The organism is Massilia sp. UYP32 (genome assembly GCF_050434365.1).
Lineage (GTDB): Bacteria > Pseudomonadota > Gammaproteobacteria > Burkholderiales > Burkholderiaceae_D > Telluria > Telluria timonae.
Genome location: NZ_JBNDIK010000012.1, coordinates 21,633 through 45,776 on the forward strand (window position 1 = coordinate 21,633; position 24,144 = coordinate 45,776).

At 61.4% G+C, this 24,144-nt stretch carries 26 protein-coding genes; 13 read left to right on the forward strand and 13 right to left on the reverse strand.

Annotated features, from left to right (window positions below):
• Positions 1-25: 25 nt before the first annotated feature.
• Positions 26-673, reverse strand: coding sequence for a hydrolase (locus tag ABIB42_RS10980; RefSeq protein ID WP_005662732.1), 648 nt, complete (start codon positions 671-673; stop codon positions 26-28).
• Positions 674-911: 238 nt separating this feature from the next.
• On the opposite strand from ABIB42_RS10980, the gene ABIB42_RS10985 reads away from it, so the two are divergent.
• Together ABIB42_RS10985 and ABIB42_RS10990 are read left to right on the forward strand one after the other, a co-directional pair.
• Positions 912-1,694 (forward strand): MaoC/PaaZ C-terminal domain-containing protein, encoded by a 783-nt coding sequence (locus tag ABIB42_RS10985; RefSeq protein ID WP_429248323.1) that lies wholly within the window; start codon positions 912-914, stop codon positions 1,692-1,694.
• The gene (locus ABIB42_RS10990; protein WP_429248324.1) at positions 1,691-2,590 is read left to right on the forward strand and encodes a hypothetical protein; all 900 of its coding nucleotides are present in this window, start codon (positions 1,691-1,693) and stop codon (positions 2,588-2,590) included. The genes ABIB42_RS10985 and ABIB42_RS10990 overlap by 4 nt, the downstream gene beginning before the upstream one ends.
• A gap of 32 nt (positions 2,591-2,622) precedes the next feature.
• Here the strand turns inward: ABIB42_RS10990 and ABIB42_RS10995 are convergent, their stop codons facing one another.
• Together ABIB42_RS10995 and ABIB42_RS11000 are read right to left on the reverse strand one after the other, a co-directional pair.
• Positions 2,623-3,081 (reverse strand): hypothetical protein, encoded by a 459-nt coding sequence (locus tag ABIB42_RS10995; protein ID WP_005662738.1) that lies wholly within the window; start codon positions 3,079-3,081, stop codon positions 2,623-2,625.
• Positions 3,082-3,091: 10 nt separating this feature from the next.
• On the reverse strand, positions 3,092-3,625 hold the full coding sequence (locus ABIB42_RS11000) for a lysozyme (protein WP_051204999.1): 534 nt from the start codon (positions 3,623-3,625) through the stop codon (positions 3,092-3,094).
• Between the two features lie 130 nt (positions 3,626-3,755).
• On the opposite strand from ABIB42_RS11000, the gene ABIB42_RS11005 reads away from it, so the two are divergent.
• The gene (locus ABIB42_RS11005) at positions 3,756-4,250 is read left to right on the forward strand and encodes an Hcp family type VI secretion system effector (protein ID WP_005662741.1); all 495 of its coding nucleotides are present in this window, start codon (positions 3,756-3,758) and stop codon (positions 4,248-4,250) included.
• 37 nt (positions 4,251-4,287) lie between these two features.
• Here the strand turns inward: ABIB42_RS11005 and ABIB42_RS11010 are convergent, their stop codons facing one another.
• From ABIB42_RS11010 to ABIB42_RS11020, 3 genes are read right to left on the reverse strand one after another with little or no spacing between them, the layout of a single operon-like run.
• Positions 4,288-5,184 carry a pirin family protein gene (locus ABIB42_RS11010; RefSeq protein ID WP_005662744.1) on the reverse strand — a complete coding sequence of 299 codons (897 nt, stop codon included), beginning with the start codon at positions 5,182-5,184 and terminating at the stop codon, positions 4,288-4,290.
• A 34-nt stretch (positions 5,185-5,218) separates the two neighbouring features.
• Positions 5,219-6,118, reverse strand: coding sequence for a LysR family transcriptional regulator (locus ABIB42_RS11015; RefSeq protein ID WP_005662745.1), 900 nt, complete (start codon positions 6,116-6,118; stop codon positions 5,219-5,221).
• A 50-nt stretch (positions 6,119-6,168) separates the two neighbouring features.
• Positions 6,169-7,932 carry a monovalent cation:proton antiporter-2 (CPA2) family protein gene (locus tag ABIB42_RS11020; protein ID WP_005662747.1) on the reverse strand — a complete coding sequence of 588 codons (1,764 nt, stop codon included), beginning with the start codon at positions 7,930-7,932 and terminating at the stop codon, positions 6,169-6,171.
• Between the two features lie 309 nt (positions 7,933-8,241).
• On the opposite strand from ABIB42_RS11020, the gene ABIB42_RS11025 reads away from it, so the two are divergent.
• The 4 genes from ABIB42_RS11025 (at position 8,242) to proX (ending at position 12,845) form a co-directional block, all read left to right on the forward strand.
• Entirely contained in the window at positions 8,242-9,081 is an 840-nt protein-coding gene (locus ABIB42_RS11025; RefSeq protein WP_218918175.1) for an AraC family transcriptional regulator, read from the forward strand.
• 349 nt (positions 9,082-9,430) lie between these two features.
• Positions 9,431-10,666 carry a glycine betaine/L-proline ABC transporter ATP-binding protein ProV gene (gene proV / locus ABIB42_RS11030; protein ID WP_005662750.1) on the forward strand — a complete coding sequence of 412 codons (1,236 nt, stop codon included), beginning with the start codon at positions 9,431-9,433 and terminating at the stop codon, positions 10,664-10,666.
• Entirely contained in the window at positions 10,663-11,778 is a 1,116-nt protein-coding gene (gene proW, locus ABIB42_RS11035; RefSeq protein WP_005662752.1) for a glycine betaine/L-proline ABC transporter permease ProW, read from the forward strand. The genes proV and proW overlap by 4 nt, the downstream gene beginning before the upstream one ends.
• 17 nt (positions 11,779-11,795) lie before the next feature.
• Positions 11,796-12,845 carry a glycine betaine/L-proline ABC transporter substrate-binding protein ProX gene (proX, locus tag ABIB42_RS11040; RefSeq protein ID WP_429248325.1) on the forward strand — a complete coding sequence of 350 codons (1,050 nt, stop codon included), beginning with the start codon at positions 11,796-11,798 and terminating at the stop codon, positions 12,843-12,845.
• A gap of 74 nt (positions 12,846-12,919) precedes the next feature.
• Here the strand turns inward: proX and ABIB42_RS11045 are convergent, their stop codons facing one another.
• The 4 genes from ABIB42_RS11045 to ABIB42_RS11060 form a co-directional block, all read right to left on the reverse strand.
• The gene (locus ABIB42_RS11045; protein ID WP_005662756.1) at positions 12,920-13,243 is read right to left on the reverse strand and encodes a hypothetical protein; all 324 of its coding nucleotides are present in this window, start codon (positions 13,241-13,243) and stop codon (positions 12,920-12,922) included.
• The gene (locus tag ABIB42_RS11050) at positions 13,240-13,857 is read right to left on the reverse strand and encodes a T6SS effector amidase Tae4 family protein (protein WP_005662758.1); all 618 of its coding nucleotides are present in this window, start codon (positions 13,855-13,857) and stop codon (positions 13,240-13,242) included. The genes ABIB42_RS11045 and ABIB42_RS11050 overlap by 4 nt, the downstream gene beginning before the upstream one ends.
• Entirely contained in the window at positions 13,850-14,401 is a 552-nt protein-coding gene (locus ABIB42_RS11055; RefSeq protein WP_005662760.1) for a PAAR domain-containing protein, read from the reverse strand. Before ABIB42_RS11055 ends, ABIB42_RS11050 begins: the two co-directional genes overlap by 8 nt.
• A gap of 109 nt (positions 14,402-14,510) precedes the next feature.
• Positions 14,511-14,774, reverse strand: a complete 264-nt coding sequence (locus tag ABIB42_RS11060) for a hypothetical protein (protein WP_429248326.1) — start codon at positions 14,772-14,774, stop codon at positions 14,511-14,513.
• 130 nt (positions 14,775-14,904) lie between these two features.
• Between ABIB42_RS11060 and ABIB42_RS11065 the strand changes: the two genes are divergently transcribed.
• From ABIB42_RS11065 to ABIB42_RS11075, 3 genes are all read left to right on the forward strand, one after another.
• Positions 14,905-15,384 (forward strand): hypothetical protein, encoded by a 480-nt coding sequence (locus ABIB42_RS11065; protein ID WP_429248327.1) that lies wholly within the window; start codon positions 14,905-14,907, stop codon positions 15,382-15,384.
• A gap of 451 nt (positions 15,385-15,835) precedes the next feature.
• The gene (locus ABIB42_RS11070) at positions 15,836-16,894 is read left to right on the forward strand and encodes an RNase LS family HEPN domain-containing protein (RefSeq protein ID WP_429248328.1); all 1,059 of its coding nucleotides are present in this window, start codon (positions 15,836-15,838) and stop codon (positions 16,892-16,894) included.
• Entirely contained in the window at positions 16,884-17,261 is a 378-nt protein-coding gene (locus ABIB42_RS11075; RefSeq protein ID WP_429248329.1) for a type II toxin-antitoxin system RnlB family antitoxin, read from the forward strand. The genes ABIB42_RS11070 and ABIB42_RS11075 overlap by 11 nt, the downstream gene beginning before the upstream one ends.
• A 42-nt stretch (positions 17,262-17,303) precedes the next feature.
• Here ABIB42_RS11075 and ABIB42_RS11080 read toward each other — a convergent pair whose 3' ends face one another.
• A complete protein-coding gene (locus ABIB42_RS11080; RefSeq protein ID WP_429248330.1) occupies positions 17,304-18,359 on the reverse strand; it encodes a hypothetical protein in 1,056 nt (351 codons plus the stop codon).
• 11 nt (positions 18,360-18,370) lie between these two features.
• The gene (locus ABIB42_RS11085) at positions 18,371-19,822 is read right to left on the reverse strand and encodes a hypothetical protein (protein WP_429248331.1); all 1,452 of its coding nucleotides are present in this window, start codon (positions 19,820-19,822) and stop codon (positions 18,371-18,373) included.
• A gap of 156 nt (positions 19,823-19,978) precedes the next feature.
• Here ABIB42_RS11085 and ABIB42_RS11090 point away from each other — a divergent pair, with 156 nt between their 5' ends.
• The 3 genes from ABIB42_RS11090 to ABIB42_RS11100 are packed head-to-tail and all read left to right on the forward strand — an operon-like array spanning position 19,979 to position 23,193.
• A complete protein-coding gene (locus ABIB42_RS11090) occupies positions 19,979-21,205 on the forward strand; it encodes a Shedu immune nuclease family protein (RefSeq protein WP_429248332.1) in 1,227 nt (408 codons plus the stop codon).
• A complete protein-coding gene (locus tag ABIB42_RS11095) occupies positions 21,186-22,019 on the forward strand; it encodes an abortive infection family protein (protein WP_429248333.1) in 834 nt (277 codons plus the stop codon). The genes ABIB42_RS11090 and ABIB42_RS11095 overlap by 20 nt, the downstream gene beginning before the upstream one ends.
• Positions 22,000-23,193, forward strand: coding sequence for a DUF3800 domain-containing protein (locus tag ABIB42_RS11100; protein WP_429248334.1), 1,194 nt, complete (start codon positions 22,000-22,002; stop codon positions 23,191-23,193). Before ABIB42_RS11095 ends, ABIB42_RS11100 begins: the two co-directional genes overlap by 20 nt.
• On the opposite strand, the gene ABIB42_RS11105 is transcribed toward ABIB42_RS11100, so the two are convergent.
• Positions 23,179-24,024 carry an EAL domain-containing protein gene (locus ABIB42_RS11105; protein WP_429248335.1) on the reverse strand — a complete coding sequence of 282 codons (846 nt, stop codon included), beginning with the start codon at positions 24,022-24,024 and terminating at the stop codon, positions 23,179-23,181. The two genes, ABIB42_RS11100 and ABIB42_RS11105, sit on opposite strands and share 15 nt — an antisense overlap.
• Positions 24,025-24,144: the final 120 nt, after the last annotated feature.

Genomic DNA, 24,144 nt, shown 5'->3' on the forward strand with positions numbered 1-24,144 from the left:
TTGCTGGCCGTCCCCGACAATCCGGTCAGGCCGAATTCCTGGCGCGGGTTGCCAGCAACTGCGTTTCCCACGACAGGGCCACCGAGGCGGCGCCGCCGTTCTCGAAAATGAGGTTGGACACGCCCTCGAGCGTGCTCTCGCGCGCATAGTCGCGCTGCCACTCGGCCGCCACGGCGAACCAGGTGATCGGCGTGCAGCCGGCTTGGACCATGCGCCGTACGGCCATCTCGTGCGCTTCCTCGCTCACCCCTCCGGATGCATCGGTGACGACGAAGACGTCGTAGTCTTCGCCCGCAGCCTGGATCGCCGGCATCGCCAGGCAGATCTCGGTGTACAGCCCCGCGAGCACCAGCTGCTTGCGGCCGCTCTTCTTGACGATGTCGGTCACCTTCGCATCTTCCCAGGTGTTGATGAAGGTGCGATCGATCGGCTTTTGTTCAGGGAAGACCGCCTGCAGTTCCTTGATGAGGTAACCGCCACGCTCTTCCAGCACGGTCGTCAGGATCGTCGGCACATCGAATACCTTCGCCGCCTTGGCCAGGCCGACCACGTTATTCATGATCATGGTCGGCTCATGGCTTTTCAGGCAGGCGAACTGAAATGGCTGGTGATCGATGAGAACGACGATGCTGTCTTCCGGACGCAACAGCGCCTTGAGTCCATTCTTGCTCATTTTATGTATCCCTTAAATTGACCAAGCGCCGGGGCGCGCCTGGGATCAATAAGGTAGCAACGCGATGATCGAGCGGCAATGACGGTTCCTGCGGTTTGCAGGCCGATCCTGCTGTGTCGGAACCGGATCATCGCCAGCTAACGGCCGGATCGTAGCGGGTTGGCAACGATGGTATCCTGCGCGGATGAGCCCTGCGCACCTCGCTTCCCTGCCCTCTCTTCCTCCGTTTGGCGCGGCCATGCTGCTGCGGGCGCTGCTCAAGCATCCGGCGCGCCGGCCGACCGGGCAGGTCGGCGCCACCTGGCGCCTCGAGCGGATCGACCTCGATCACGTGCGCCGCTATAACGCCGCGTTCGGATTCGAGGGCGACGCCATTGCGCTCACCTTCCTGTACCTGCTGGCGCAGCGCGCGCAGCTGGCGACCATGCTGGCCTGCCCGATCCCGTTCCGCATTCCGGGCCTGATTCACGTCGAGAACCGGCTGGCGACGCAGGGGGCGGTCGTGCCTGACGCGCCGCTGGCGCTGACGACCACCTTGCAATTGCCGCCCCCTGCCCCGAACGGCGCCCTGCATTGCGTGCTGGAGACACGCGCCTTCGACGGCGAGCGGCTGGCCTTTTCTTGCGACAGCACCTATCTGATCCAGCGCGGCAGCCGCTCGGGCCGCGCTACGCCGCCGCCCGAGCCACCGCGTGGCCAGGCGCTCGGCGGGTGGACGGTCGCGCATGACGCCGGCCGGCGCTATGCGGCCTTGTCGGGCGACTGGAACCCGATCCATCTGTGGCCATGGTCGGCGCGCCTGATGGGCATGCGCGCGCCGATCATCCATGGGGCGCATACGCTGGCGAAGGCGTGCTCGCTCTTGCAGGCATCGACGGGCCGCGATATCGCCGAGGTCTGGTGCCGCTTCCGTCAGCCGGTGGCGCTGGACGCCGACGCCATCTTGCTTGTGGGCGGCAGCAAGGGCGAGTTCACGGTCATGTGCGACGGTCGTATCGCCATGGAAGGAAGGTATTCATGAAAGGCTTTCTTGCCATCGTTCTGCTCGCAGCCGCTGCAGCAGGCGCCGCGGCCACGCCGATCGGCGATCGATTCCAGTGCTTCGATGCCGAACTGAAGGCATGGGACGACGCCCAGACGCCGGAAGCGAAGGCGAACAGCGTTTCATTGGCTTACCGGCAGATGAAGAAGGGCCTCGATTACCGGCTCGTCCTGCCTGACGCCGGCACCGCCGACCTGCACCTCCTGTTCCAGGCTGCGAATGGCGCGCACTTTTACACCCCCTCGAGCGAACATGCGCTCGACATGCTGGCGGTGGCGCGCGAGCTCGCGGCGCGCCAGGTCGCGAGCGCCGGGCAACTTGACGACACCTACTACGCCCTCATCGGCGCGCGCGAATACGGGGCCGCGCGCGCGTGGCGCATCGAACATGCGCTCGCGGTGAATCAGGTAGAGCTGCACGAGGTGGACCTGCCGCCACTGCCGCCCGGTCAGGCCGCCGAACTGCTGTTCACGGACGGCAAGCGCAGCGCGCGTACTTTTTCCTTTCCAGGCGGCGCTTACGTGATCGTCGTCGCCGATCCCCATTGTGGCTTCACGCGGGACGCCGTCGCCCGGATCACGGCAGACCAGCCCCTGATGGCCGCGCTAAAGAACCGGATCAAGTGGCTGGCACCGCAGCAGACCGAACGTTCGCTGCAAGCCTACCTGGACTGGAACGGGCGCTATCCGCAGGCCCCGATCTCGCAGGCCTACAAGAACGAGGACTGGGATGCGCTCAGGAACAGGCAGTTCCCGGTGTTTTACTTTTACCGCGACGGCGCCTTGCAGACGCATTTCGCGGGGTGGCCGAAGGAAGGCCGCATGCGCGAACTCACCGAAGCACTTGAATTGATCGGGATCGCCGCGCAGCAGTAAGCATCTGGACGATTGTGCGCAGCACGCCACGGTTACTCATTCTTCACCGCGTCGAAGAAAAATCCTTTCCAATACACGACAATCTTGTTGTAGCCCTTGATCAGCGCTTCAGTACACGACAACTCGACAGCTTCCACGGTCGTCGGAATGCCCAGTCGGTCCACCGGCGCGTGCGCGGTTTCCCGGATATATCGTGCGGCGTCCTCGTAATGGCGCGTGAATGTGGGACGTTTGCGGCAGCTTTCTCCCGCGACTGTTATCTTGTCCGGCGCGATCACCAGAGCCTTTCCAACCAGGTCTGCGGCCTCTGTATCGTCGATTGATGCGATCGAGGAGGAATCAAGGACTTTTGTAAGGGTCCAGGTGCCCACCAGCTCATTACTATTATTCGATACGTCAGCCCACCCCGCCTGCGATGCAGACGCGATCATCAGGATCACCGTAGCCCGCGACAACGTCTTGGGACGCACAGCTGATTTCAGAAATGACATTGCAGTATCCTCACTTTCCGACGGTCTGCGCTTCAGCGGCTTCCAGGAATGGCGCCGCTTCCTCTCTTCGCCGGTACACCAGACCGCGTGCAATGACCTTCTTGCCCTTGACCGTCGTTCTCGTCATTTTCAAGATGTTGGCGGCGGCGCCTCTGAGGTCACCGCTATCGACCAGATCAAAGGTCGTGCCTGCACCGCGCTCACCAGCGTTGTACGCAAGACTCACCAGGGCGTCGAACTGTGCTTGAGTCAGCGCCTGAGTGATGACGTTCCGACGCACTACCCGTTCCATATAGGCGACCCTGCGCGCAAACTCTGCATCTGCCTCAGCCCGGCTAACCGGCCGGTTTAACTCCTTCTTCGTACAAGGCCCGCGATGCGCCAGGATACCGGCCCCCCATGTACAGTTACCTTTTCCTGGGCCCATATCGTCGTAATAGTTCAATACGACCACCTCTAGCCGTTGCATCCGTTTTCGCGCTTCTCCGCTCATACTCAAATGGTCGTTTGCTCCCCCGATTGCTCCGCTGGCTGCTTGCCCCATAGTTCCTCCTGCAGAATCGCTAGTGGTCCAATCTATCTGCCCTAGCATGCTCGTCTGTTGTGGGGCCACAAGCGATGTTTGCTACTGCTGGCGAATAATTGCAGCCGTACCTGACATAGAGGAGCAAATCGTGGCCATCGATGTATATCTGCAGATTGACGGCATCAAGGGCGAGTCGCAGGATGCCAAGCACAGGGACTGGATAGAGTGTACGAGCGTGCACTGGGGCATTCCTCAACCAAGATCAGCGACTGCTTCGACCGGCGGGGGCCACACTGCGGAACGTGCGGAGTTAAAGGAGATTTCGTTTACCAAGATCGCAGATCTGGCCTCACCCATCCTGATGCAGACCTGCGCCATGGGCAAGACAATCCCCAAGGCAAAGTTCGATTTCATGCGCGCCGACGGCAATGGCGAACCCATCTGCTACTTCCAGATTGAACTGGAAAATGTACTCATCGGAGGTATCGCGCCCGGTATCGAGCCCGGCACCATTCTCGACGAGCACGTCAGTCTCAAATTTTCCAAAGTGAAGTGGCGCTACACCCAACAGAAGATCGGCGGCGGTGGCGGCGGCAGCACTGTCGGCGGATGGGACTTGGCGGCGAACAGAGTCGTGGCATGACCGGCTCACTGCATCTCCACCGCCGCCGACATTAGTGCTAGGACATGGCCGGCGGCGCCGGCGGTGGCGGCGCATCCGGCAACGGAATGAACTCCTTGTCGTCCGCATCCGGCAGCTTCATCCTGCCCGCCTTCCAGTCGGCCGCCGCCTGCGCCAGGCGGTCCTTCGACGACGACACGAAATTCCAGTACAGGTGACGCTCGCCGACCGGCTCCCCGCCCAGCACCATCACCGTCGCGTGCTCCAGCGCCTCGACGCGCGAGGCCGTCGCCCCCAGCACCAGCATCCGGCCGCTCTCGTGGCGCATGCCGTCGAGCTCCACCGCGCCGGTGGCGATGTACAGCGCGCGCTCCTTGTAGCCGCCGGGGATCTCGGCGGTCGATCCCGGCTGCATGTCGAGATGGGCGTAGAACAGCGGCGAACACGTCTTCGCGCCGGCGCAGAGGCCATAGGCGCTGCCGGCGATGAGTTGCCCGGTGACGCCGCCATCCCGCCACTGCGGCAGGTCGGCGCCGGAATGGTGCGAGAACGACGGGTTGACTTCTTCCATCCCGTTCGGCAGCGCGACCCAGGCCTGGATGCCGTGCAGGTGGTCGCCGTGCGCCCGCGCGTGCTCGAAGCGCTCGCTGTGCGTGATGCCGCTGCCCGCGGTCATCCAGTTGACTTCGTGCGGGTGGATCTCCTGTTCGACGCCCAGGCTGTCGCGATGCATGATCCGGCCCGAGAACAGATAGGTCACCGTCGACAGGCCGATATGCGGATGCGCGCGCACGTCGACGCTGCGGTCGATGCCCGGGGCCAGGTCGAGCGGTCCGATGTGGTCGAAGAAGATGAACGGCCCCACCATGCGCCGCTTGGCGAACGGCAGCACGCGGCCGACTTCGAAACTGCCGCCCAGGCTGCGGCGGCGCTGCTCGATGATCATGTCAATCATGGTTTTCATGGCTCCATAGTGGATTGAAGGAGCGCTAGGCACGGGGCCAGGCGCGGGCGATCGGCGGCTTGCTGTCGAAATACGCCACCAGCAGATCGGTCAGGATGCGGATCTTGCGTGCCGGATGCTGGCCCGGCGGACGCACGACGTAGGCGCCGGCCGGCGGCGGGGGATAGCGCGTCATGACCGGAACGAGCGCGCCGGCATCCAGGTATTCATGCATCAGGCCATAGGGCAGATAGGCGACGCCCAGCCCCGCTAGCGCGGCTGCGACCAGCGCCGTGCCGTTGTCCGCCTTGAAGCGTCCCTGGGGCCGGACCGACACGATCTTCTCGCCATCCAGGAACTGCCAGGCCTCGGTGCCCTGCATCAGGGCCTGGTGCGACAAGAGCTGGTCTGGCGTCTCGGGCGCCCCGTGGGCCGCGATATAGGCGGGACTCGCGACCGTGAGCCCATGGATCGGCCCGATCCGCCGCGCCACCAGGTTGGAATCCTGCAGGTAGCCGAGCCGTATCGCGCAGTCGTAACCGTCCGCGATGAGGTCCACGTTGTGGTCGCTGTAGCAGGTGTGGATGTGCAGCCTCGGGTGGAGGCGCGCCATGTCGGCCAGCACCGGCGCGAAGTGGGTCGGTCCGAACGACAGCGGCGCGGCGATGCGCAGGCGGCCGCGCAGTTCGCCGGCGGGCAGGATCGTTTCGCGCGCCAGGGCGATCTCGGCGCAGACCCTGGCCGCATAGTCGCGGAAGGTCGTGCCGGCTTCGGTGAGCGCCGCGCCGCGCGTGGTGCGCGACAGCAGCTGGATGCCCAGCTCTTCCTCGAGGCGGGCGAGGCGCCGGCTGACGATCGACTTCGATACGCCCAGCCGCAGCGCCGCCGCCGAAATGCCGCCGGCATCGGCAACTTCCACGAATGTCTGCAACTCTTCGATATCCACTTGCCTGCTCCCGGTTGTGCCACACGGCGTCGCTGAGATGATACTGCCGTCTAGGCCGCGGGCTTGCCGAGCGGCTCAGGCATGACGGGCAGGTGCAGGTGGTCGCGGCCCGACAGCTCGTCGCCGTGGATCTGCTCGGACAGCCGCTCGGCGTCGCGCCGGCGGATGTCGAGCGACGCCTCCTGGACGTCGGCTTCGGCAAAGCCCAGCGCGCGCAGGCCCTCGGCGCCCATCAGGTAGGCCGATTCGACGGTCTCGCGCACCTGGACATCGACGCCGGCGCGGATCAGGGTGATGGCGTGCCCGCGATCGTAGCTGCGCACCAGCAGCCGGGCCTGCGGGAACTCGCGCCTGGCCAGCGCCACGATGTCGTTCGCGGCCTTGGGCTCGTCGACGCACACCATGATCGCATCGGCTTCGGCGGCGCCGGAATGGCGCAGGGTATCCATCCTCGTGCCTTCGCCAAAGAATACCTTGAAACCGAAGCGCTGCGCATCGCGGATGCGGTCGGGGTCCTTGTCGATCACCGTCAGCTTGACCCTGCTCGCCAGCAGCACCTGCGAGGCGATCTGGCCGAAGCGGCCGAAGCCGATGACGAGCACCCGCCCCTTCAGGTCGCGCGCATGCTCGACGCCGTCCATCGACTTTTCATGCCGCAGCAGGCGGTCGGTCACGAGCGTCAGGAGGGGCGAGAGCGCCATCGAGAGGATCACGACGGTGGCGAACAAGGCGTTCTCGCGTTCGCCCAGCACGCCGGCCGAGAGCGCGGCGGCATACAGCACGAAGGCGAACTCGCCGCCCTGCAGGAACATCGAGGTGCGGTGCAGGGCCTGGTGGTTGCTGGCGCCGAACAGGCGCGCGACCACGTGGACGACGATGCCCTTCGCGACCATGAAGCAAAACAGCATGGCCAACAGCAGCCGCCATTCGGCCGCGACGATGGCCAGGTCGAGCGACATGCCCACCGCCAGGAAGAACAGCCCCATGAGCAGGCCGCGAAACGGCTCGATATCGCTTTCGACCTGGTGCCGGTAGCTCGAACTCGACAGCATCACGCCGGCCAGGAAGGCGCCCATCGCCATCGACAGGCCGGCGAATTCCATCAGCAGCGCCGCGCACAGCACGACCAGCAGCGCACCCGCGGTCAGGACTTCGCGCGTGCGCGACCTGGCCAGCAGGGCGAAGAACGGGTCGAGCCCCCAGCGCGCCACGGCCAGCAGCCCCGCCAGGGCGGCGATCGCCAGCAGCAGGCCGGACCAGCCCTGCCCCTGCTGCCCGGGAAGCTGCGGCGCCAGGAAGGCGACCACCGCCAGCAGCGGCACGATCATCAAGTCCTCGAACAACAGGATGGCGACCGACTTCTGCCCCTGCTCGCTCGCGATCTCGCCCCGGTCCTGCAGCGCGGTCATGATGACGGCGGTCGAGGACAGGACGAAGCCCGCGCCGGCGACGAAGGCGGCCGGCCCGGACAGGCCGAACAGCGCATGGCCGGTCAGCGCCAGCGCGGCGGTCGCAGCGAAAACCTGGGCCAGGCCCAGGCCGAAGATCTGGCCGCGCATCGCCCACAGCTTGTGCGGCCGCAGTTCCAGCCCGATCACGAACAGGAACATCACCACGCCGAGCTCGGAGAAATGCAGGATCGAGCGCGCATCGGTGACCAGGCCCAGCACCGACGGTCCCACCAGGATGCCCGCCCCAAAATAGCCGAGGACCGCTCCCAGGCCGAGCCGCCTGAACAACGGCACGGCGATCACGGCCGCCCCCATCAGGACGACCACGGGGCCGATCGTCTGCCCCAGGCTTGCTCCAGCCATCAACTCTCCTCGCTCATCTCATTCATTCGATGCATTCATCTGCTATCGCGCCACGCGCAACGGCAGGCGCAGGCGTTCCCGATTGCGCAACACAGCGTGTCCGGGAACGGCACTAGCGCGTACGCCGCATGGCCAGCAGAATCGTTCTTGCGCCCAGGCGTTGGAGACAGAACGATACCAATCCGATATCGGCGCGGCAATGTTCAATCCTGCTATCGATGGTTCATTCCTGCTGCGCCGGATCCACAATGACAGTCTTAGGAGAACATTATTCCCGCCCCAATGGTCATAGACTCGCTCCCCGCCAACGTGACCGGCCTGACGCAGGCGCAGCGCGGGTGGAGCGGCGTCCAGCTCGTCGTCACCGGCTACGACTGTGACGGCGAAGGCACGAGCCCCTTGCCGCATCGCGACCAGCCGCGCCTGAGCGTGGTGCTGGAAGAGCACGGCGGCGCATGCGAGCCACGGTTTCATCCGGATCGTCCCTGCCCCGTCGAGCATGTGCCGCGACATATGTATTTCGCGCCGGCCGGCATGGAGATCTGGGGCTACACGAAAAATGCGCGGCGTGTCGTCGATGCCGTGCTCGTATTCGACACCGATATCCTGAGCGAACGCCTGAAAATGCCATTGGACCCGGGCAGGACCGGCGTCCCGAGACTGCGCTTTGCCAATGACCGGATCTGGAACCTGGTCAAGCTGCTTGCCGAGGCGGTCCATCACCCCGACCCGTCGATGCATTTATATGGCGACGGCATCATCACCGCCGTGTCGTCCCAGCTGTTCGCGGCGCCGCGCATCACGGAGTTCAAAACGGGCGGACTCGTGCCATGGCAGCTGCGGCGGGTGATCGACTACATGGAAGCGCATCTCCCACACCGCATCGAGCTGGAAACCCTGGCGGGACTGGTCAATCTCTCGCAAGCCCACTTCAGCCGCGCGTTCAAGAGATCGACCGGGCTCGCACCCTACCAATGGCAGCTCGACGCCCGCATCCGACGGGCGCAGCAGTTACTGTCCGCTTCCGATGCGACCCTGGGCGAGATCGCGCACGCCATGGGCTTCGCGGACCCGGTCCACTTCGGCAGGACGTTCCGAAAAATGATCGGCGCGTCGCCGGGCGCATGGCGAACCGAACACAAACGATAGACGCTCCGGCTTCGCAACGTCGAATAAATAAATCAAATTGACTTATCATTCGCCTTGCTCTATAATTCATGCCCACTAGACAATAGTTACTCTTAGCAACACCCCTGCTGCACCATATTTGCCATCCGCTGGGTGGGAAATAGCTCTTAGGCCAAGCGCCTACATCCCGACATCGTTTGACGACACTCTCGTCAGCATCCGTCGCGCCGGCAAAGCGTGCCTGCCCTTTCCGCCGCCTGGGCGCTTATCGCGCCATTCGCACCGCCGACGGCTCGGGGCCATCGATTCCCATGAACGCCAATGGCTGCAGGGTTTCATTCCATTCGCCAAATCGAAGGAGAACAACAACGTGGCAAAACAAATCATCATCGACCATGTCTTCAAGGTGTACGGCGACCAGACCGACGACGCCCTGGCGCTGGTCCGCCAGGGCGCCAACAAGCAAGACATCCTGGCCAAGACCGGCTGCACGATCGGCGTGTTCGACGCCACCTTCACCATCGAAGCGGGCGAGATCTTCGTGATCATGGGCCTGTCCGGCTCGGGCAAGTCGACCCTGGTGCGCATGCTGAACCGCCTGGTCGAACCCACCGACGGCCGTATCCTGGTCGACGGCAACGACATCAACACGCTGCCGGACGCCGAGTTGCGCGCCTTGCGCCGCAAGGACATCAGCATGGTGTTCCAGTCGTTCGCGCTGCTGCCCCATATCACCGTGCTCGACAACACCGCCTTCGGCATGGAGCTGGCCGGCATTCCCAAGGCCGAGCGCCATGCGCAGGCCCGGCAGGCACTGGAGCAGGTTGGCCTGGCGGCCTATGCCGCCAGCTATCCCGACGAGCTGTCGGGCGGCATGCAGCAGCGCGTCGGCCTGGCGCGCGCGCTGGCCAGCGATCCATCGATCCTGCTGATGGACGAGGCGTTTTCGGCGCTCGACCCCATCATGCGCACCGAGATGCAATCCGAGCTGCTGCGCCTGCAGCAGATCAAGCGCCGCACCATCGTCTTCATTTCGCACGACCTCGATGAAGCAATGCGCATCGGCGACCGGATCGCCATCATGAAGGATGGGCACGTGGTGCAGGTCGGCACGCCCGAGGAAATCCTGCGCAAGCCCGCCAACGACTACGTGCGCAATTTCGTGCGTGGCGTCGACGCGGCGGCGGTCTTCAAGGCCGGCGACATCGCCCGCAAGAGCCAGATCGTGGTGTCGGAATCGCCGAGCCGCGGTTCGCGCGCGGCGCTGTCGATGCTGGAGGAGCAAGACCGCACCTATGCCTACGTCGTCAATCCGCAGCGCGAATTCCTCGGCCTGGTGTCGGTCGATTCCCTGCGCAGCGCCCTCGACGGCCATACCGGCCCGCTGGGCCTGGCGCATGCCTTCCTGCCGGACGTGCAGACCATCAAGGCGGACGAACCCGTTGCCGGCCTGTTCGGCCAGGTGGCGCAACTGCCGTACGCAGTGCCGGTGGTGGCCGACGACGGACGCCTGTGCGGCGCGATCAGCAAGACCACCTTGCTGAAATTCCTCGACCCCGACACGCCCGCCATCCCCGAGGCCTCGACTCAGAAAGGACAAGCATGAGCACGACCGACAACAGCATCACCGCAGTACAGCCGGCCGCAGCGCAGGCTGCAGACACGGCGGCCCAGGCCAACCCCTGGCTGCCGACGCCGCCGAGCGACACCTCCTGGCTCGACGCCGCGGCGCCGGCCGCCGCGCCCGAACACGCCAGCAGCTTCGACCTGGCGCACGCCCTCGACGGCGCGCTGCCGCTGCAATCCTGGATCAACGACGGACTGGGCTGGGTGGTCGAGCATTTCCGCCCTTTCTTCCAGGCCGTGCGCGCGCCGATCGATGCGACGCTGACCGGTTCCAGCGAGCTGCTGCTGGCCGTGCCCTCCCTCGTCCTGATCGCCATCATCGGCCTGCTGGCATGGCAGTTCACCAACCGCGCGCTGGCCGTCGGCACCGTGCTGGCGCTGGTGGCGGTCGCCATGCTGGGCGTGTGGCCTGAAGCGATGATCACCCTGTCGCTGGTGCTCACCTCGCTGGTGTTCTGCCTGATCATCGGCCTACCGCTGGGGATCTTCCTGGCCAGCAGTGACCGCGCGCAAAACATCCTGCGCCCGCTGCTCGACGCCATGCAGACGACGCCCGCCTTCGTCTACCTGGTGCCGGTGGTCATGCTGTTTGGTATCGGCAATGCGCCTGGCGTGATCGTCACCATCATCTTCGCGCTGCCGCCGCTGGTGCGCCTGACCAACCTCGGCATTCGCCAGGTACGTCCCGACCTGATCGAAGCGGCGCGCGCCTACGGCGCCTCGCCCTGGCAGCTCTTAACGCGCGTGCAACTGCCGCTGGCAATGCCGTCGATCATGGCCGGCATCAACCAGTCGCTGATGCTGTCGCTGTCGATGGTGGTGATCGCCTCGATGATCGCGGTCGGCGGCCTCGGCCAGATGGTGTTGCGCGGCATCGGTCGCCTGGACATGGGCCTGGCCACCGTGGGCGGCCTCGGCATCGTCCTGCTGGCCATCATGCTGGACCGCCTGACCCAGGCCATGGGGCAACCGCGCCGCGGTGTGCGTCACTGGTACCAGACCGGTCCGGTGGGCTTCGTCCTGCGCCGGATTGGCAGCGGCGGCGCGCGCACCGATGCGGCGCCAGACACCAAGCCCGCCACCGCACAATAAGACAAGAAAGGATACCGATGCGTCAAACCGAACACTTCAACGCCACCTATAAAACGCAGCGCGCGTTCCGCTGGATCTCGGCCCTGGTGCTTGCCGGGCTCGCCCTGAGCACCGGCATCGCGACGGCGCAAACGCCAGGCGCCGACCTGCCCGGCAAGGGCGTCAAGGTGCAGGCCCTGCAGGGCCCGCTGGCCGAGGAAACCTTCCAGACCATGCTGGCCAATCGCGCCTTGGCCCAGCTGGGTTACGAAACGCAGCCGATCAAGGAAGTCGCCTACCCGACCGCGCACATCGCGATCGGCAACGGCGACGCGACCTTCCTCGCGGTGCACTGGGACCCGCTGCACAGCGACTATTACGACAATGCCGGCGGCGACGCCAAGCTGCTGCGCACCGGCCAGTATGCCGGCCCGGCCGCCCAGGGCTACCTGATCGACAAGGCCACGGCCGAGAAGCACAACATCACCAATATCGACCAGCTGCGCGATCCGGCCATCGCCAGGCTGTTCGACCACGACGGCGACGGCAAGGCCGACCTGACCGGTTGCGATCCGGGCTGGGGCTGCGAGGCGATGATCGAGCACCACATGGACGGCTACAAGCTGCGTTCGACGGTCACGCATGTGCAGGGCAGCTATTCGGCGCTGATCGCCGATACGATCGGCCGCTACCAGCGCGGCGAATCGATCCTGTACTACACCTGGACGCCGTACTGGGTGAGCAGCGTGCTCATCCCAGGCAAGGACGTCGTGTGGCTGCAGGTGCCGCACTCGTCGAATCCACAGAACGCCGATACCCGGATGGCCGATGGCAGCAATTATGGCTTCTCGGTCAACACCACGCGCTTCGTCGTGAACCGCGCCTGGGCCGAGAAGAATCCGGCGGCGGTCAAGCTGTTCGAAGTGATGCGCCTGCCGATTGCCGACATCAATGCGCAGAACGAGCGTGTGCGTAATGGGCAGGGGTCGCAGGAAGACATCGCGCGCCATACGGCGGGGTGGATCAAGTTCCACCAGGCGCTGTTCGATAGCTGGATCGCGCAGGCGAAGGCTGCGGCGAAACCGTAATCGTTGGGAAGATGGCCGGCTGATGCCGGCCACCGACGTTCCGGACGAAAAACTCCCGTCGTCCAAGCGGTGAGCTATCGGGACGCGACCATGACCAGGGAGTGCGCGACCACTAGCGCGGCGAGAAGTCCCAGCCATGCTGGCAATGACCGCCTCCGGCCGCCAAACACAAATGCACTAGCCGCGAACACGACACTTGGGCCGGCCCAGACCGCAAGCCGCAGAATATTCAGGCGCTCATCGCCCTCGCACACGTCGATGGGGCAGTAAATGGCCGCGACACAGACGAAGAAACGCGCGCAAAGCCACTGGCTCACCACGTCAGCCACCAGCAGGCTGGCGACGCCCAGCAGCGCGAACACCATGCCGATGGCAAGCCGATTGGCCTGGTGGATCATTCGATCTCCCAGAACAGGATCTCGGACGATCTTCCCAGATCTGAATAGCCCCACGACGTTCCCGCACCAAGCGAATCGAGGCCGAGGCGCCGGCCCATCGTGGAAAAGAAGCTCATGCCCGTCGCGGTCAGCCTGGCCCCATTCCACAGGTCGATGTGATCGCCGGTGGGCTTGCCACTGGCCTTCTCCCTGCCGTTTCTGGCCCAATAGTCCGCAAAGTACACAATGCCCGTCCGGCCGCGGATCTTGTTCTGCCAGTCGGCGCCGGTCACATTCTCCGCCGACGTTGGCAGGCCGCAGAACGGCTGCTGTTTCAGCCAGGCTGCCAGTTGGGACGCGAGCAATGCGGCGGGCAGGCCGTTCACCTTTTCGGCCGCGCCGCGGAACGACTTCATTTCGACGCCGACGCCGTGAATCGCTACGCTCACCTTGATCGCGCACTGGTTCTCGTAGCCTGGTGGCGGCTTGCCCGTCCTGGGATCGACGAAGGGAGGGTTGTCCGGATAGGATGCCCACAACGTCGAGAACTCGACCGCTTTCACCAGGACACTGCACACCGATTCCTTCCTGGTGTTGGTGCGGACCCTGGCCTTCTGGACCAGCGTGCTATTCATGCGTCGGCTCTTCCTGCAGCTTGGCCAGGGCGTCGTCGCCCCACAGGACTGTGTATTCATCCTCACCAAAGGTATCGACCCGTGGCAGCAAACCGTCCGGCCCGATCCGGCCTGAAAAGACACGGCCGTCCATCGTTTCGATATGGTAAGGCAGCCCGTCGGCGCGCTGGTGCATCAACAAGACCTGCTCGTCGTAAGAGTGCTCGCCGAGCGCCGGCGCGGCGTCCGTCCAACGGCCGTCCGCATTCATGAAGAAGCTGGTCGCGACCGGACCACCGTGGTTGCTCACGCCGTTCAGGTCGTTAAGGGTCGACACCAGTGGGCAACCGCCGCTCGTTCGCATGCCATGGATGACCGAGGCGCGACCATTCATGAGCATGCGGCGGCTGAGTCCGTCCGTGATCGAGCACTTCTTCGTGCAGGCCATCTGGGCACCCTGGAATGCGTAAGCCAGGCCCTGCCCGCGGCATAGCGGGTCTCCCTCGGCCACCACGCCACCGCAAGCCGCTTTGTCTCCTTCCCGAATCCAGCCGATGATCTTCATGCGTCCGCCCATTGGTCAAGACTGAAAAACCAATCTATCGGAACGTGACGACAATTCATTACTCATGCGCAAAAAGCCAGCGCATTGACGCCGCACACCACCATATGGATCATTCGGCAAAAAACTCTTGAGCAACAACGATCTTTGCAGCGAGCTGCCGGGTCGATCGGGTTAAAATGTCAAGTCCTGGCCTTTCACGCGCCAAGCCGTACCGAATCACGAAGACATGACCACCGCCCCCAAAGAAATCAACGCCGCCGCCATCAAGAACAGCGCGACGGAAAAGCTCACTCCGATGATGCAGCAATACCCTCGGGGGACTTTTTTTGAGCAGGTCCCGCCCTAAGGATGCAACAAGAGCCAGGATTTTCAACTAAACAGTCCCCTTCTTGCCCCCTAGGCTTTGCGCTTGAAGAGCGCGCTTTATGCCAACGCGACCAGCAAACGGAAATTACAAAAGGTGAACAATGGTTCTCCACGCCTCAGCTCAGCCAGAAGACCGCATGCTTCTCGCCACCAGAGACTTCGTGCTCTCTTCCTTGGAACTCGTGGAAGAGGACGCTTTTGGCCCTGGGGCGAGTGTTTGGGCATGCGACACGACCATTGCCAAAGGCCGCGCGTTATGGGTTGGCCATCGAAATCCCGACGGCACAACTGAGCTATACGCCTACTTGGCATTGATCGCTGCGAACTTGGGTGGGCTGCCGGTGATGGAAGCAAAGAAAGCGTGGACTGATCCCGAATGGAGGCGGCGCGGACTGGGTCGCGGGCTCCTTTTGAGGGCTGCGCAAATTGCCCCCGTGTTGAGCGACTCCGATGGCATGACCGATGAAGCGTTCGCTCAATGGAACAGCTCACTTGGCTTGAGGAAGCGCTGGTGGGACGAGAAGACGCGAAACTTCGTTGCCGAGGCCACCGTGCCGCAAGAAGATCGCCACACGGGGTATGCCCAAGGTTCGCGGTGGCGCATCCTCCTGGGATAGGCCCAAGGCCATCAGGACACGTGGCGGTCGCTGGGTTTGAGGAAACGCACGAGATCAAAAGCCGCGCCGATTACGCTCTCGTCACGAGGCCCGCATACGACCGACTCACCCACTACGTTTTAGACGACTTCCGAAATCGACCTGACTTTCCGCATTGTGGACATTGGAACGGAGTTGGCGCACCAAGATGGTCGCAAAGCGGCTGCCATGATGGACGCTGCGGGGGCTCCATTCCGAGTGATCGTTCGCGTGCCTCCCGAGCCAACCCTTCGCAGCCGTCGCTTGCCCTCGCTGCCGCGCGCGCTGGGCTATAGCTGCCGCGCCTACCCAAAGTTCCCCTTGCGAAATCCCCGCGTTCTCATTTATCCTTGCATTCCCCCATCTCGACCATCGATCTTTCGGATCAGTTCTTGCCATTTCAGATGGCGAGGAGACCGACGCCGCGCGCACAATGACCCAAAATTTCAAAAAGCTTTTCCTCGACGAATCGCAGATCGAGGGCGCCGTTCGCAGCTTTTCCGATGTGGCCACGATCACCGGCCCCAACGCCCGAGGACAATTCACCGAGTATGAAATTTTTATCGAAGGCCAAGAAGTCGCGAAGCTGCATGTCTACGCTTGCAATGACAGCACCTTCACGCTGTCGGCCTCGGTAGGGAAGAATACGCCCCTGTCTCAACAGGTCGCAGCGTATGTGGCCGAAAAATGCAAACGCAAAGCATACGAGCAACGCCCGTTTAGCCTTGAGCGCATCAGCAAGGACGATTGGAAGTTCCTGTTGGAGCATCTCGAGCATGATTACGGCTTCGCCGTCACGGAGGGCTCGGTGCCCCATGGAGTTCGTTTCGATGTGAAAAAGGCGCACAACGACTACGTCAACTTGAACCGCTACACGAAGAGCGGAAAGCTGCTCATGCAGGGCAAATCACGCGAAGTTTATGCGACGGTCGTCGAAGTCTTGTCGGATCACCTGGCCGACAAGCGAGAGCTTGTGGAAGCGCAGTTGAAGACCTACAACGTCCAAGACGTGAAGGTGGAGGACCTGTTTGCCGAATTGCGTCAGCACGTTCCAAGCGCGATGAATTTGCTGGGCGAAACCGGCGCGGCGGTGATCTCCCCGGCCCTCGCGTTGGCAAAACTCGACATTGATCTGCCTGACTATTCTTGCGTCGCCTACCACGCGCTTCGCGGCCTGGAGCTCTACATCAAAGCGATCATGGCTAAGCATGGCTGCCCGGTGCAGAACAACACGGGATTCGGCAACTACCTCGCGGCAGGCAACGCGCAGCTTAAGATTGGCGTTCGTGCTAAGATGACCCCAGAAGAGGCAAAGGCCGTCGAAGATGGATATGCGATGCTAAAAATCGACCGCAATGAGCTCTTCCACGCAGACGCCAATCCTGAGATGTCTCGCATTCTTCCCGACAAGGCGGAGGCTGCTGCTATTTTGCATACTGTCTTAGAGCTTATTGAAAGGACCGCTGCTGCGATACCTGATCATGCGCGATAACAGACATTACGAAATTCTGAGCGTTGTCAACGAAGACACCCTTGTGTGTTTTTCGATCGACCGCGCTCGCCCAGACTCGTATATGGACGAGCTGGAGGACGAGTTGCGGCAATTGGCGTATCGCGGAGAAGTTGTTCTCGATCTGTTCGCGGCGAACGGTAACAACTATCGACGCTTCATGCGTCTGCCATTTGACGGCGTGAAGCTGCATTGGCTTCAGGCGAAGATCACGAAGTTCGACACCATCCCCTCTGCGGTTTTAGACTTCTGCAACGACTTCTATCTGAGCCATCCGGAAATCATTGAAAACAGCGTCCTTTCGCGCGACGCGCAACTAAAATTCCTAGGCGACCACGCCTTCGCCTAAGTTGCCTATCGCTGACGGGATCTTTGGGTCCAACCTCGCGGCCTAGTCGTCCTTGTCCCGTTGGTATGCGTGGAAGCCACATAGGCCACTGTTGTGCTGGTCGTCCAAACCCAACGCTTCGCCGCATACAACGCACTCCCAATCTTCAAGTTCATAGCCGCACCAACGGCATTCTCCATCAGCAACGACAAATAAGCTCTCGGAACAGTTTGGGCAATCGCGCAACGGCGGCTCATCGCCGTCATATGGATCGTAGCTGCCGGCCTCCGCCTCCACGACCGCTTCCATAAGCTCTGACATAAGCGGAGAGCTCTCGCCGCAGGCCACGCATGTATATTCTCCGTCGTCATCTTGGCTAGGAGCCAAGAGCGGCGAGCCACACTCTCCGCAACGGATAGACGCCAGATATGGCAGCATGCCACTTGGGAGACTGCTTGCGCGCCAAGCGGCCAAGCACTCCTGCAAACGCCCTTCAAAGAATGCTCGATGTTCGAGCATGATCCGCCAACAGGGGCCCAAAAAATCCGCCGGCACTTCCTCAAGCTCTTCGACAACGAACTGCTGCACTATCGGGAACGTTTCAGCGACGAAGCCAGCGATGGCGCCAATGGATTTGGTGGGATGCAAGTGCTCCAAATTGTTTCGCTCGTCTTGGAGCTGCCGCATGGCGTCCCAGTCAACCTCGATGCCGAAGGCTTCAAATCGAGACTTGATGCCATCCACGTCGATGGTTTGCTTCGCGAATTTTCCGACCGGGCGCCATTGGACACCGCCAGAGCCATCGGGATGGGGAACAATCTGCTTGGGTGGGTTAAACAGCACCAAATCGATCTCTTCGGCCTTCGTGACCTTGGCGGCCAATCCATACTTGAACAGCAAAAGCAACCCGGCAAAAAGGTTCCTCGCGGCAGAAATCGCGCGCTCAGGATCGCCACCATCGGTTGCCGCCCTGCTGGCTCGTTGAAAATCCTCGACGCCCAACCTTATGGAAGTCAAGGCGTTTTCCTTTAATTTTTCCTGCGAAAGCATCGTTTCCCCATGGATCAACCAATGACCAATCGACAGCGTCCACCGGTCGAGAAAGTGGCTGCTGCGCATTCGCGGCTGACTTATTCTCCCGTCGGCAGCGCGCCAAGCACCGGCTGCAAAATCGCCTTCCCAACGATCGCGAGGCCTGGACCTTCGCCCATCAACTCGGCGAAGCGCCTCTCGTTCAGTCGCCCATTTTTATAGTCGTCGAGCATCGTGGACAGGATCGCCTGTTTTGCCAGATGGAAGAAAGCTGTCGCCTGCCGCGACAAACCATTTGTGGACATCGGATCAAGCTCAACCAACGTGTCGATAATAGGCCAGATTTTTTGAAACCTGCGGCCTTGGGCCGACTTTTTGAAATCTCTGACAAAAAATAGCATCAAATTGAGAATTCTCTGAGATCTCGCTTCCACGATGTCGGCAATGCGCCGTTCGATTTGGCCTTGCGACAGGCAAGATGCCTCGGCCAATTCATCGCTCATCTCACTCGCTGTCTTCGCCAGCGAGTGAGCGCTCATCCGCATCATCAAATCATCGAAAAGCCTCGACGCGTCGTCGCTTGCAATGGCCTGAGCCAACCCAGCGGTTTGAGATCGAGGACGCTCGACACGCATGAGCGCGTCGAACCGCTCAGTCCTCGCGATGTCCTTCGGCGGATGCTCGGCCAAAGGATCGATGTCGATGGTGACGGCCTTGGACTCGCGCGCGTCCGGCGCCACGCCAAAAACCATGGAGAAGTGCACTGACGAGAAGAATGACAATCGCCCATAAATCAAGCCGTCGTCGGCGTCGACGCCAACGGTCACGCGGTGCCCGAAAGAAAAGTGATTGGGCGCGACATCGGGCTTCGGCTCAAAGTCCCACCAGATGGGCGCGTCGGCCGACGCGGCTGCGCCCATCCCTTCGATTTGCATATTCTCGCTGGTAGACTTCTTTCTCGCCTTCGCTGCGATCTGGGTAAAGCGTATGAAATCCTTCACGCCTTGGGAGCGCGCCAACTCAGGAAATTCCTGCGCCAAGAACGTCTGCGACACGTAAGCCACCGCGGCGAGCCCGTCGCGTCCTCCAAACGCCCTACTGAAATGCACAGGCCCCACAAAGTAGGTCGACGGCTCGCCAGTTTTTTCGACTGTCACTGTGCGCCCCAATGCCTCTTGCTCGGCCCGCCATCGATTCATCGAAGCTAGATCGGGGAACGCCATCTGGAACAGAGCGCCTTCTCCTCGCGGCTCCTGGGAAAACACGCGAGGCCCAGCGAATTTGCTCGCTTTCGCGGACAACTCGATGTCTCGTCCATCGCTATAGCGTCCGCGGACGGACTTGATGTCTCTCGAGTGATCCGGCCGCACGCCCAGCAGCGAATTGAAGACATCCAACTGCCCTGCCAGCTCCGACACAAGGTAGGAGTAGCCGTTATCATGCGTCAAGCAGTAAATGCCGCGATTGGTGCGGCGGCCGCCCAGCGACGCGGGAAACACATGCTCACCCGATCCCGCCGGGCCTCCGCATACGATGCAGGTTTTCGCCATGTATAGCTCGCCCTTCGACAAGGTCGACCAAACCAGTCGAAACAATAAAAATTTAGAAGAAGCAACTCTCAAGTAGATTATAAACATATAATTTACTCAAGAGACATCACGAAATTGATCGATTTTTCCGCTTCAAATGCTCGCACGGAGATTTGCATGGACGAAGGTGACTACGACTTCAACAAGAGGCCAGACAAAACCTATATGAGCCCTAGCCTTCCAGATTTGAATGGCAGTGGACGGAAGATTCGGATCGCCACCAAGACTTTTGCCGCCACGACCGAGCCGGAGTTCGCCACCGTCAAGGGCGAACTGGTGGTGCGGCGCAAGGAGGGCCAGAAGAGGGTCATCACCGCGAAGTTTTTCGAGGACAACCGCGAGGTCAACGTTTTGAGCCTTCAGGCTTACACGGCGGCGACCGGGTCCGCCCACAAAAATGGATTTGCCCTTGTTGGCCGCGAGATCGCGACCTTCTTGGAGTTCGCGAAACACATCCAAGAGCACATCTTCAAGCACGACCATCCCGTCAACATCGAAGACGAAGAGCTCCGCCGCTTCATCTTATCCGAACGCCAGGCCGTTCAAATTATCGCCGAATATCCAGAGGCACTGGCCGAGGCTCTGCGCACTCAGGTGACAACGAAAGACCTTGTGGCGGTCGCCTATCGACGCAAGCAACTTGAAACGTTCGAGCGCCTTCTGAAAGATCCGGATTACTTCGCGAACGCAAAGACGCGCAAAGGATGCGCGGACGAGGGGCTCTGGCAACGATTCTTTGAAAAGAACACCTGGATCTTCGGGTATGGACTGGGTTACTTGTTCTTGTCATCGCTGGACGATCAAAAGCTCGAATCCGCCGTGCAGGGGCATTCGATCGTGGCCCATGGCAAGCGAGCGGACGCCTTGATGAAGACCCGCGGTTTAATTTCGAGCCTCTGCTTCGTCGAGATCAAGATCCACACCACCAAGCTCCTCTCCTCGACGAAGGCGCCCTACCGGGCCGGGTGTTGGGCCCCTTCGCCCGAACTGGTGGGGGCCGTCGCGCAAGCTCAGGGGACAGTCCACGCCGCCGTCAAAAACATCGGTGAAAAATACTCAGGACGCGACGAGTTCGGCGCGCCCACCGGCGAGGCGGCTTTCAATGTTCAGCCCAGGTCGTTCTTGGTCATTGGCAGTTTGGACGAATTCATGGGCCCACACGGCGTGAACGAGGAGCAGTATCGGTCATTTGAGCTTTATCGCCGCAACACGGCGTGGCCGGAGATCATCACCTTCGACGAGTTGTATGAGCGGGCGAGCTACATCGTCAACCATGCCGAGGCGTCGGAGGGCGAATTTGTGGACGAGAAAAACGGAGAGGGCCATGGCGCTTCCCATCAATGACACCATCATCGCCGCGGTGTCTCAGCTCATCGACGATTCGAAATCGAACGGCCAATATCGCGACCCCACCCACTCGGATATCGATTTCTACGTCAATCAAGCCGGCCTAGCGGCGTTCGACCCCAAGGGCCAAGGGCAAACCGTTGGCAAAGCCAAGAGGCTTCGAGCGATCTTGCATGAGGCGCTGGAAAAGAGCCTGCCTGGCGGTCCAACGCTGATCGCCTCGATCCTGTCGAAGGTGAAGGCGTGCGGCGGCTTTCGAGAGAGTTCGCCCAACTTTGTCGGATCCGAGGCCATCGCCAACGCGCAGGCAGCTTTCGACGCGGAGGGCTACGCGCTTTCCGCCGACGGATCGATCGGCCCGAAGGTGCTCGATTCGCTACGAGGCGCGGAGTTGACCGCCGCTTTGCGCGCCTATGCCGAGCGCGCGCGAAAAGGCTCTCAAGATGCAGCCTTGCTGGCTGGGACAAGCAAGGATTTGCTAGAGGCCACAGCGGCGCACGCGCTCATGACGATCAATGGAAACTACCCTACCGGGGCCAATTTCCAGAGTCTGCTTGGCATGGCCTTCGTGGCCGTGGGATTGGCTGTCCCCGAGATGCCTGAGCAACCAGGAGAATCCCCAATCAAGGCTATGGAACGGGGAATGTTCGCCTCCGCGATAGGTGTCAATCGTTTGCGAAACAAACAGGGGACAGGGCACGGTCGTCCCTTCCTGTCCACGCTGACCGAGGATGAAGCCAAGGCGGCTATTGAGATCATGGGATGCGTGGCAAGTTATGTTCTAGCTAAACTTGCCGCGCATCGCCGATGAATTTGAATACCGATTTTTTCTAAGCCGCGCCTACATGACCGATAAAATCGAACGTCAGGCCGACGTCTTTGGCCAACACCATCCGGGCATCTACGGAACCGAGCGCGAGATGACGCTCTACTACGACGAGACTAACAACATCCGGAAGCTCCGCTTGCGAGAAAATCACCTCAATGCCGCCAAACAGGACAATTTTGTTTTGGGGGGCATTGTGCTGCTGCCTGGTCAAAGCCTAGGCGACATCCACGAACTGCGGAAGACTCTCTACATTCAGCCGAGTGCTAAAGAGATCAAATTTGACTTGATCGCCAAGGGCGCTTTCATGGAGGCGCTCGGCTCCGAAAAACTCGAGAGAGTCTTAAAGTGGTTGCTAGATCAAGACATCGGCATCCACTACCTTAATGTAAACGTGCTGCATTGGGTGATTTTGGACATCATCGAGTCCATCGTCGCAGATGATGAGTTTGCCGAGAGCCTACCGTTTCAGGCCGAACTGAAGAATGAGCTTCATTACATAGCGATGCGCGACTTGCCGAACTTCCTAGTGATCATGCAGACCTACGCGTTTCCGGACATTCCGCGTGAGCGCACCGGCGACTTTATCCGCGAAGTGCGTGATTTCGTGCGCGCAAACTGGCCGAAGAACCCGAATCTCGCGACTATGATGCTGCGTGACCTCTTGACTAAGGCGGTGTCGCTGAACGAACTGGCTTTTCTAGTCAATGAGCAATCCGGCCAGCTCATCGACGGATTTGATCGTTTTTTCCTCAATCGAATCTGCATTTTCAAGAACGCGCGCCATATCTTAGACGAGGAGAAAACGGTTCAAGCTGAGCTAGCGCGCTTCCGATTGATGAATGGAAAAGAAGCAATGGATATCAGCTTCGTGGACTCGATAAACGTTCCCGAAGTCCAATTGTCGGACGTGGTCGTCGGCCTGCTCGGCAGGTATTTTACGTTCATCGAAAATACTCACTGCTCCGAGCTAATACGGTTGCGCGCCAATCTGACTGCAACTCAAAAGCGGACTCTCGAGACGTTGGGGAAGCTGATCAGCATTTCCGACGAGGTTAGCAACGGTTTGCTGTTTCACGTCACGACCTTGGACAGCAACTACAAAAACGACATTTTTCTGTGGGGCATCACTCCGTCACCTCATCTACTCCAACGGTAACTTATCTAGGCCATTCCCGATGTCGCTGCGACTTCTGCCACGGCAAATTTCCGGCTGAGGGGGCAGCCATGCATCGTCGTTCATTGGCGCGATGGCGTTGAAGGCTGGGCGGGCGAACAAAAATCCTTGCATGAGATCGATGCCAATACTCGACAGGAACTCACGCTCCTCGACAGTCTCCACGCCTTCCGCCAGTGGTATCACCCCAAGCTTGTCGCACAGGCTGACGATGTTCTCGACGATGATCTGCTTGGTTTTGTTGGCGTGGACATCGCGCACCAGATCGATGTCGATCTTGACAATGTCGGGCTGAAAGCGCGCCAGGAGATTCAACCCCGCGTAGCCGGCGCCGAAGTCGTCGATGGCCGTTTTGATCCCAAGCTTTCGGTATTCGCGGAAGATCCTCACGAGCGTCTCCGCGTCGACGATTTTCTCGCTCTCCGTCACTTCGAAGATCAGCCTCGAGAGGTCGAATCCGCAATCCGCCGCCGCGCGCAAGGTTCCACGCAAACACGCCCGTGGATCAGTCACGGCGTTGGGGATGAAATTGATCGAGAGCGATTCGCGCATGTCGAGAGCCGCGGCTTGCTCGATGGCGCGCATTCGACATTCCTGATCGAATCGGTGTCGATTCTCCCATGTCACCTGGCCAAGCACCGAGTCCGCCGGCTGCCCTTGCGGCCCCCTGGCTAACGCCTCGTGCGCGAAGACCGTATGGCTCTTGACCGAAACGATCGGCTGAAATGCGAATGCGAACTCAATGCCAGGAGCGCTCTCCGCGCACTTCGCGCAACCTGGTCGATCGGACATGTGGGACTTGTTCACGCGCATGGCGCCCTCCACTGCTCAACTGTAGCCCGCGAGGAACTGAGCGGGCATGAATTTATTTTACTCTGAGGAATACCATACAACCCATCGCACGCTTGATTTTTGAAACAAATTTAGTGGCGA

Excerpts from the sequence above, each read along its gene's own strand:
- ABIB42_RS10980 (WP_005662732.1), bottom strand. The coding sequence starts at position 673 with ATGAGCAAGAATGGACTCAAGGCGCTGTTGCGTCCGGAAGACAGCATC.
- ABIB42_RS10985 (WP_429248323.1), top strand. The coding sequence starts at position 912 with ATGCTGCTGCGGGCGCTGCTCAAGCATCCGGCGCGCCGGCCGACCGGG.
- ABIB42_RS10990 (WP_429248324.1), top strand. The coding sequence starts at position 1,691 with ATGAAAGGCTTTCTTGCCATCGTTCTGCTCGCAGCCGCTGCAGCAGGC.
- ABIB42_RS10995 (WP_005662738.1), bottom strand. The coding sequence starts at position 3,081 with ATGTCATTTCTGAAATCAGCTGTGCGTCCCAAGACGTTGTCGCGGGCT.
- ABIB42_RS11000 (WP_051204999.1), bottom strand. The coding sequence starts at position 3,625 with ATGGGGCAAGCAGCCAGCGGAGCAATCGGGGGAGCAAACGACCATTTG.
- ABIB42_RS11010 (WP_005662744.1), bottom strand. The coding sequence starts at position 5,184 with ATGATTGACATGATCATCGAGCAGCGCCGCCGCAGCCTGGGCGGCAGT.
- ABIB42_RS11020 (WP_005662747.1), bottom strand. The coding sequence starts at position 7,932 with ATGGCTGGAGCAAGCCTGGGGCAGACGATCGGCCCCGTGGTCGTCCTG.
- proW (WP_005662752.1), top strand. The coding sequence starts at position 10,663 with ATGAGCACGACCGACAACAGCATCACCGCAGTACAGCCGGCCGCAGCG.
- proX (WP_429248325.1), top strand. The coding sequence starts at position 11,796 with ATGCGTCAAACCGAACACTTCAACGCCACCTATAAAACGCAGCGCGCG.
- ABIB42_RS11045 (WP_005662756.1), bottom strand. The coding sequence starts at position 13,243 with ATGATCCACCAGGCCAATCGGCTTGCCATCGGCATGGTGTTCGCGCTG.
- ABIB42_RS11050 (WP_005662758.1), bottom strand. The coding sequence starts at position 13,857 with ATGAATAGCACGCTGGTCCAGAAGGCCAGGGTCCGCACCAACACCAGG.
- ABIB42_RS11055 (WP_005662760.1), bottom strand. The coding sequence starts at position 14,401 with ATGAAGATCATCGGCTGGATTCGGGAAGGAGACAAAGCGGCTTGCGGT.
- ABIB42_RS11065 (WP_429248327.1), top strand. The coding sequence starts at position 14,905 with ATGCTTCTCGCCACCAGAGACTTCGTGCTCTCTTCCTTGGAACTCGTG.
- ABIB42_RS11070 (WP_429248328.1), top strand. The coding sequence starts at position 15,836 with ATGACCCAAAATTTCAAAAAGCTTTTCCTCGACGAATCGCAGATCGAG.
- ABIB42_RS11075 (WP_429248329.1), top strand. The coding sequence starts at position 16,884 with ATGCGCGATAACAGACATTACGAAATTCTGAGCGTTGTCAACGAAGAC.
- ABIB42_RS11080 (WP_429248330.1), bottom strand. The coding sequence starts at position 18,359 with ATGCGCAGCAGCCACTTTCTCGACCGGTGGACGCTGTCGATTGGTCAT.
- ABIB42_RS11085 (WP_429248331.1), bottom strand. The coding sequence starts at position 19,822 with ATGGCGAAAACCTGCATCGTATGCGGAGGCCCGGCGGGATCGGGTGAG.
- ABIB42_RS11090 (WP_429248332.1), top strand. The coding sequence starts at position 19,979 with ATGGACGAAGGTGACTACGACTTCAACAAGAGGCCAGACAAAACCTAT.
- ABIB42_RS11095 (WP_429248333.1), top strand. The coding sequence starts at position 21,186 with ATGGCGCTTCCCATCAATGACACCATCATCGCCGCGGTGTCTCAGCTC.
- ABIB42_RS11105 (WP_429248335.1), bottom strand. The coding sequence starts at position 24,024 with ATGCGCGTGAACAAGTCCCACATGTCCGATCGACCAGGTTGCGCGAAG.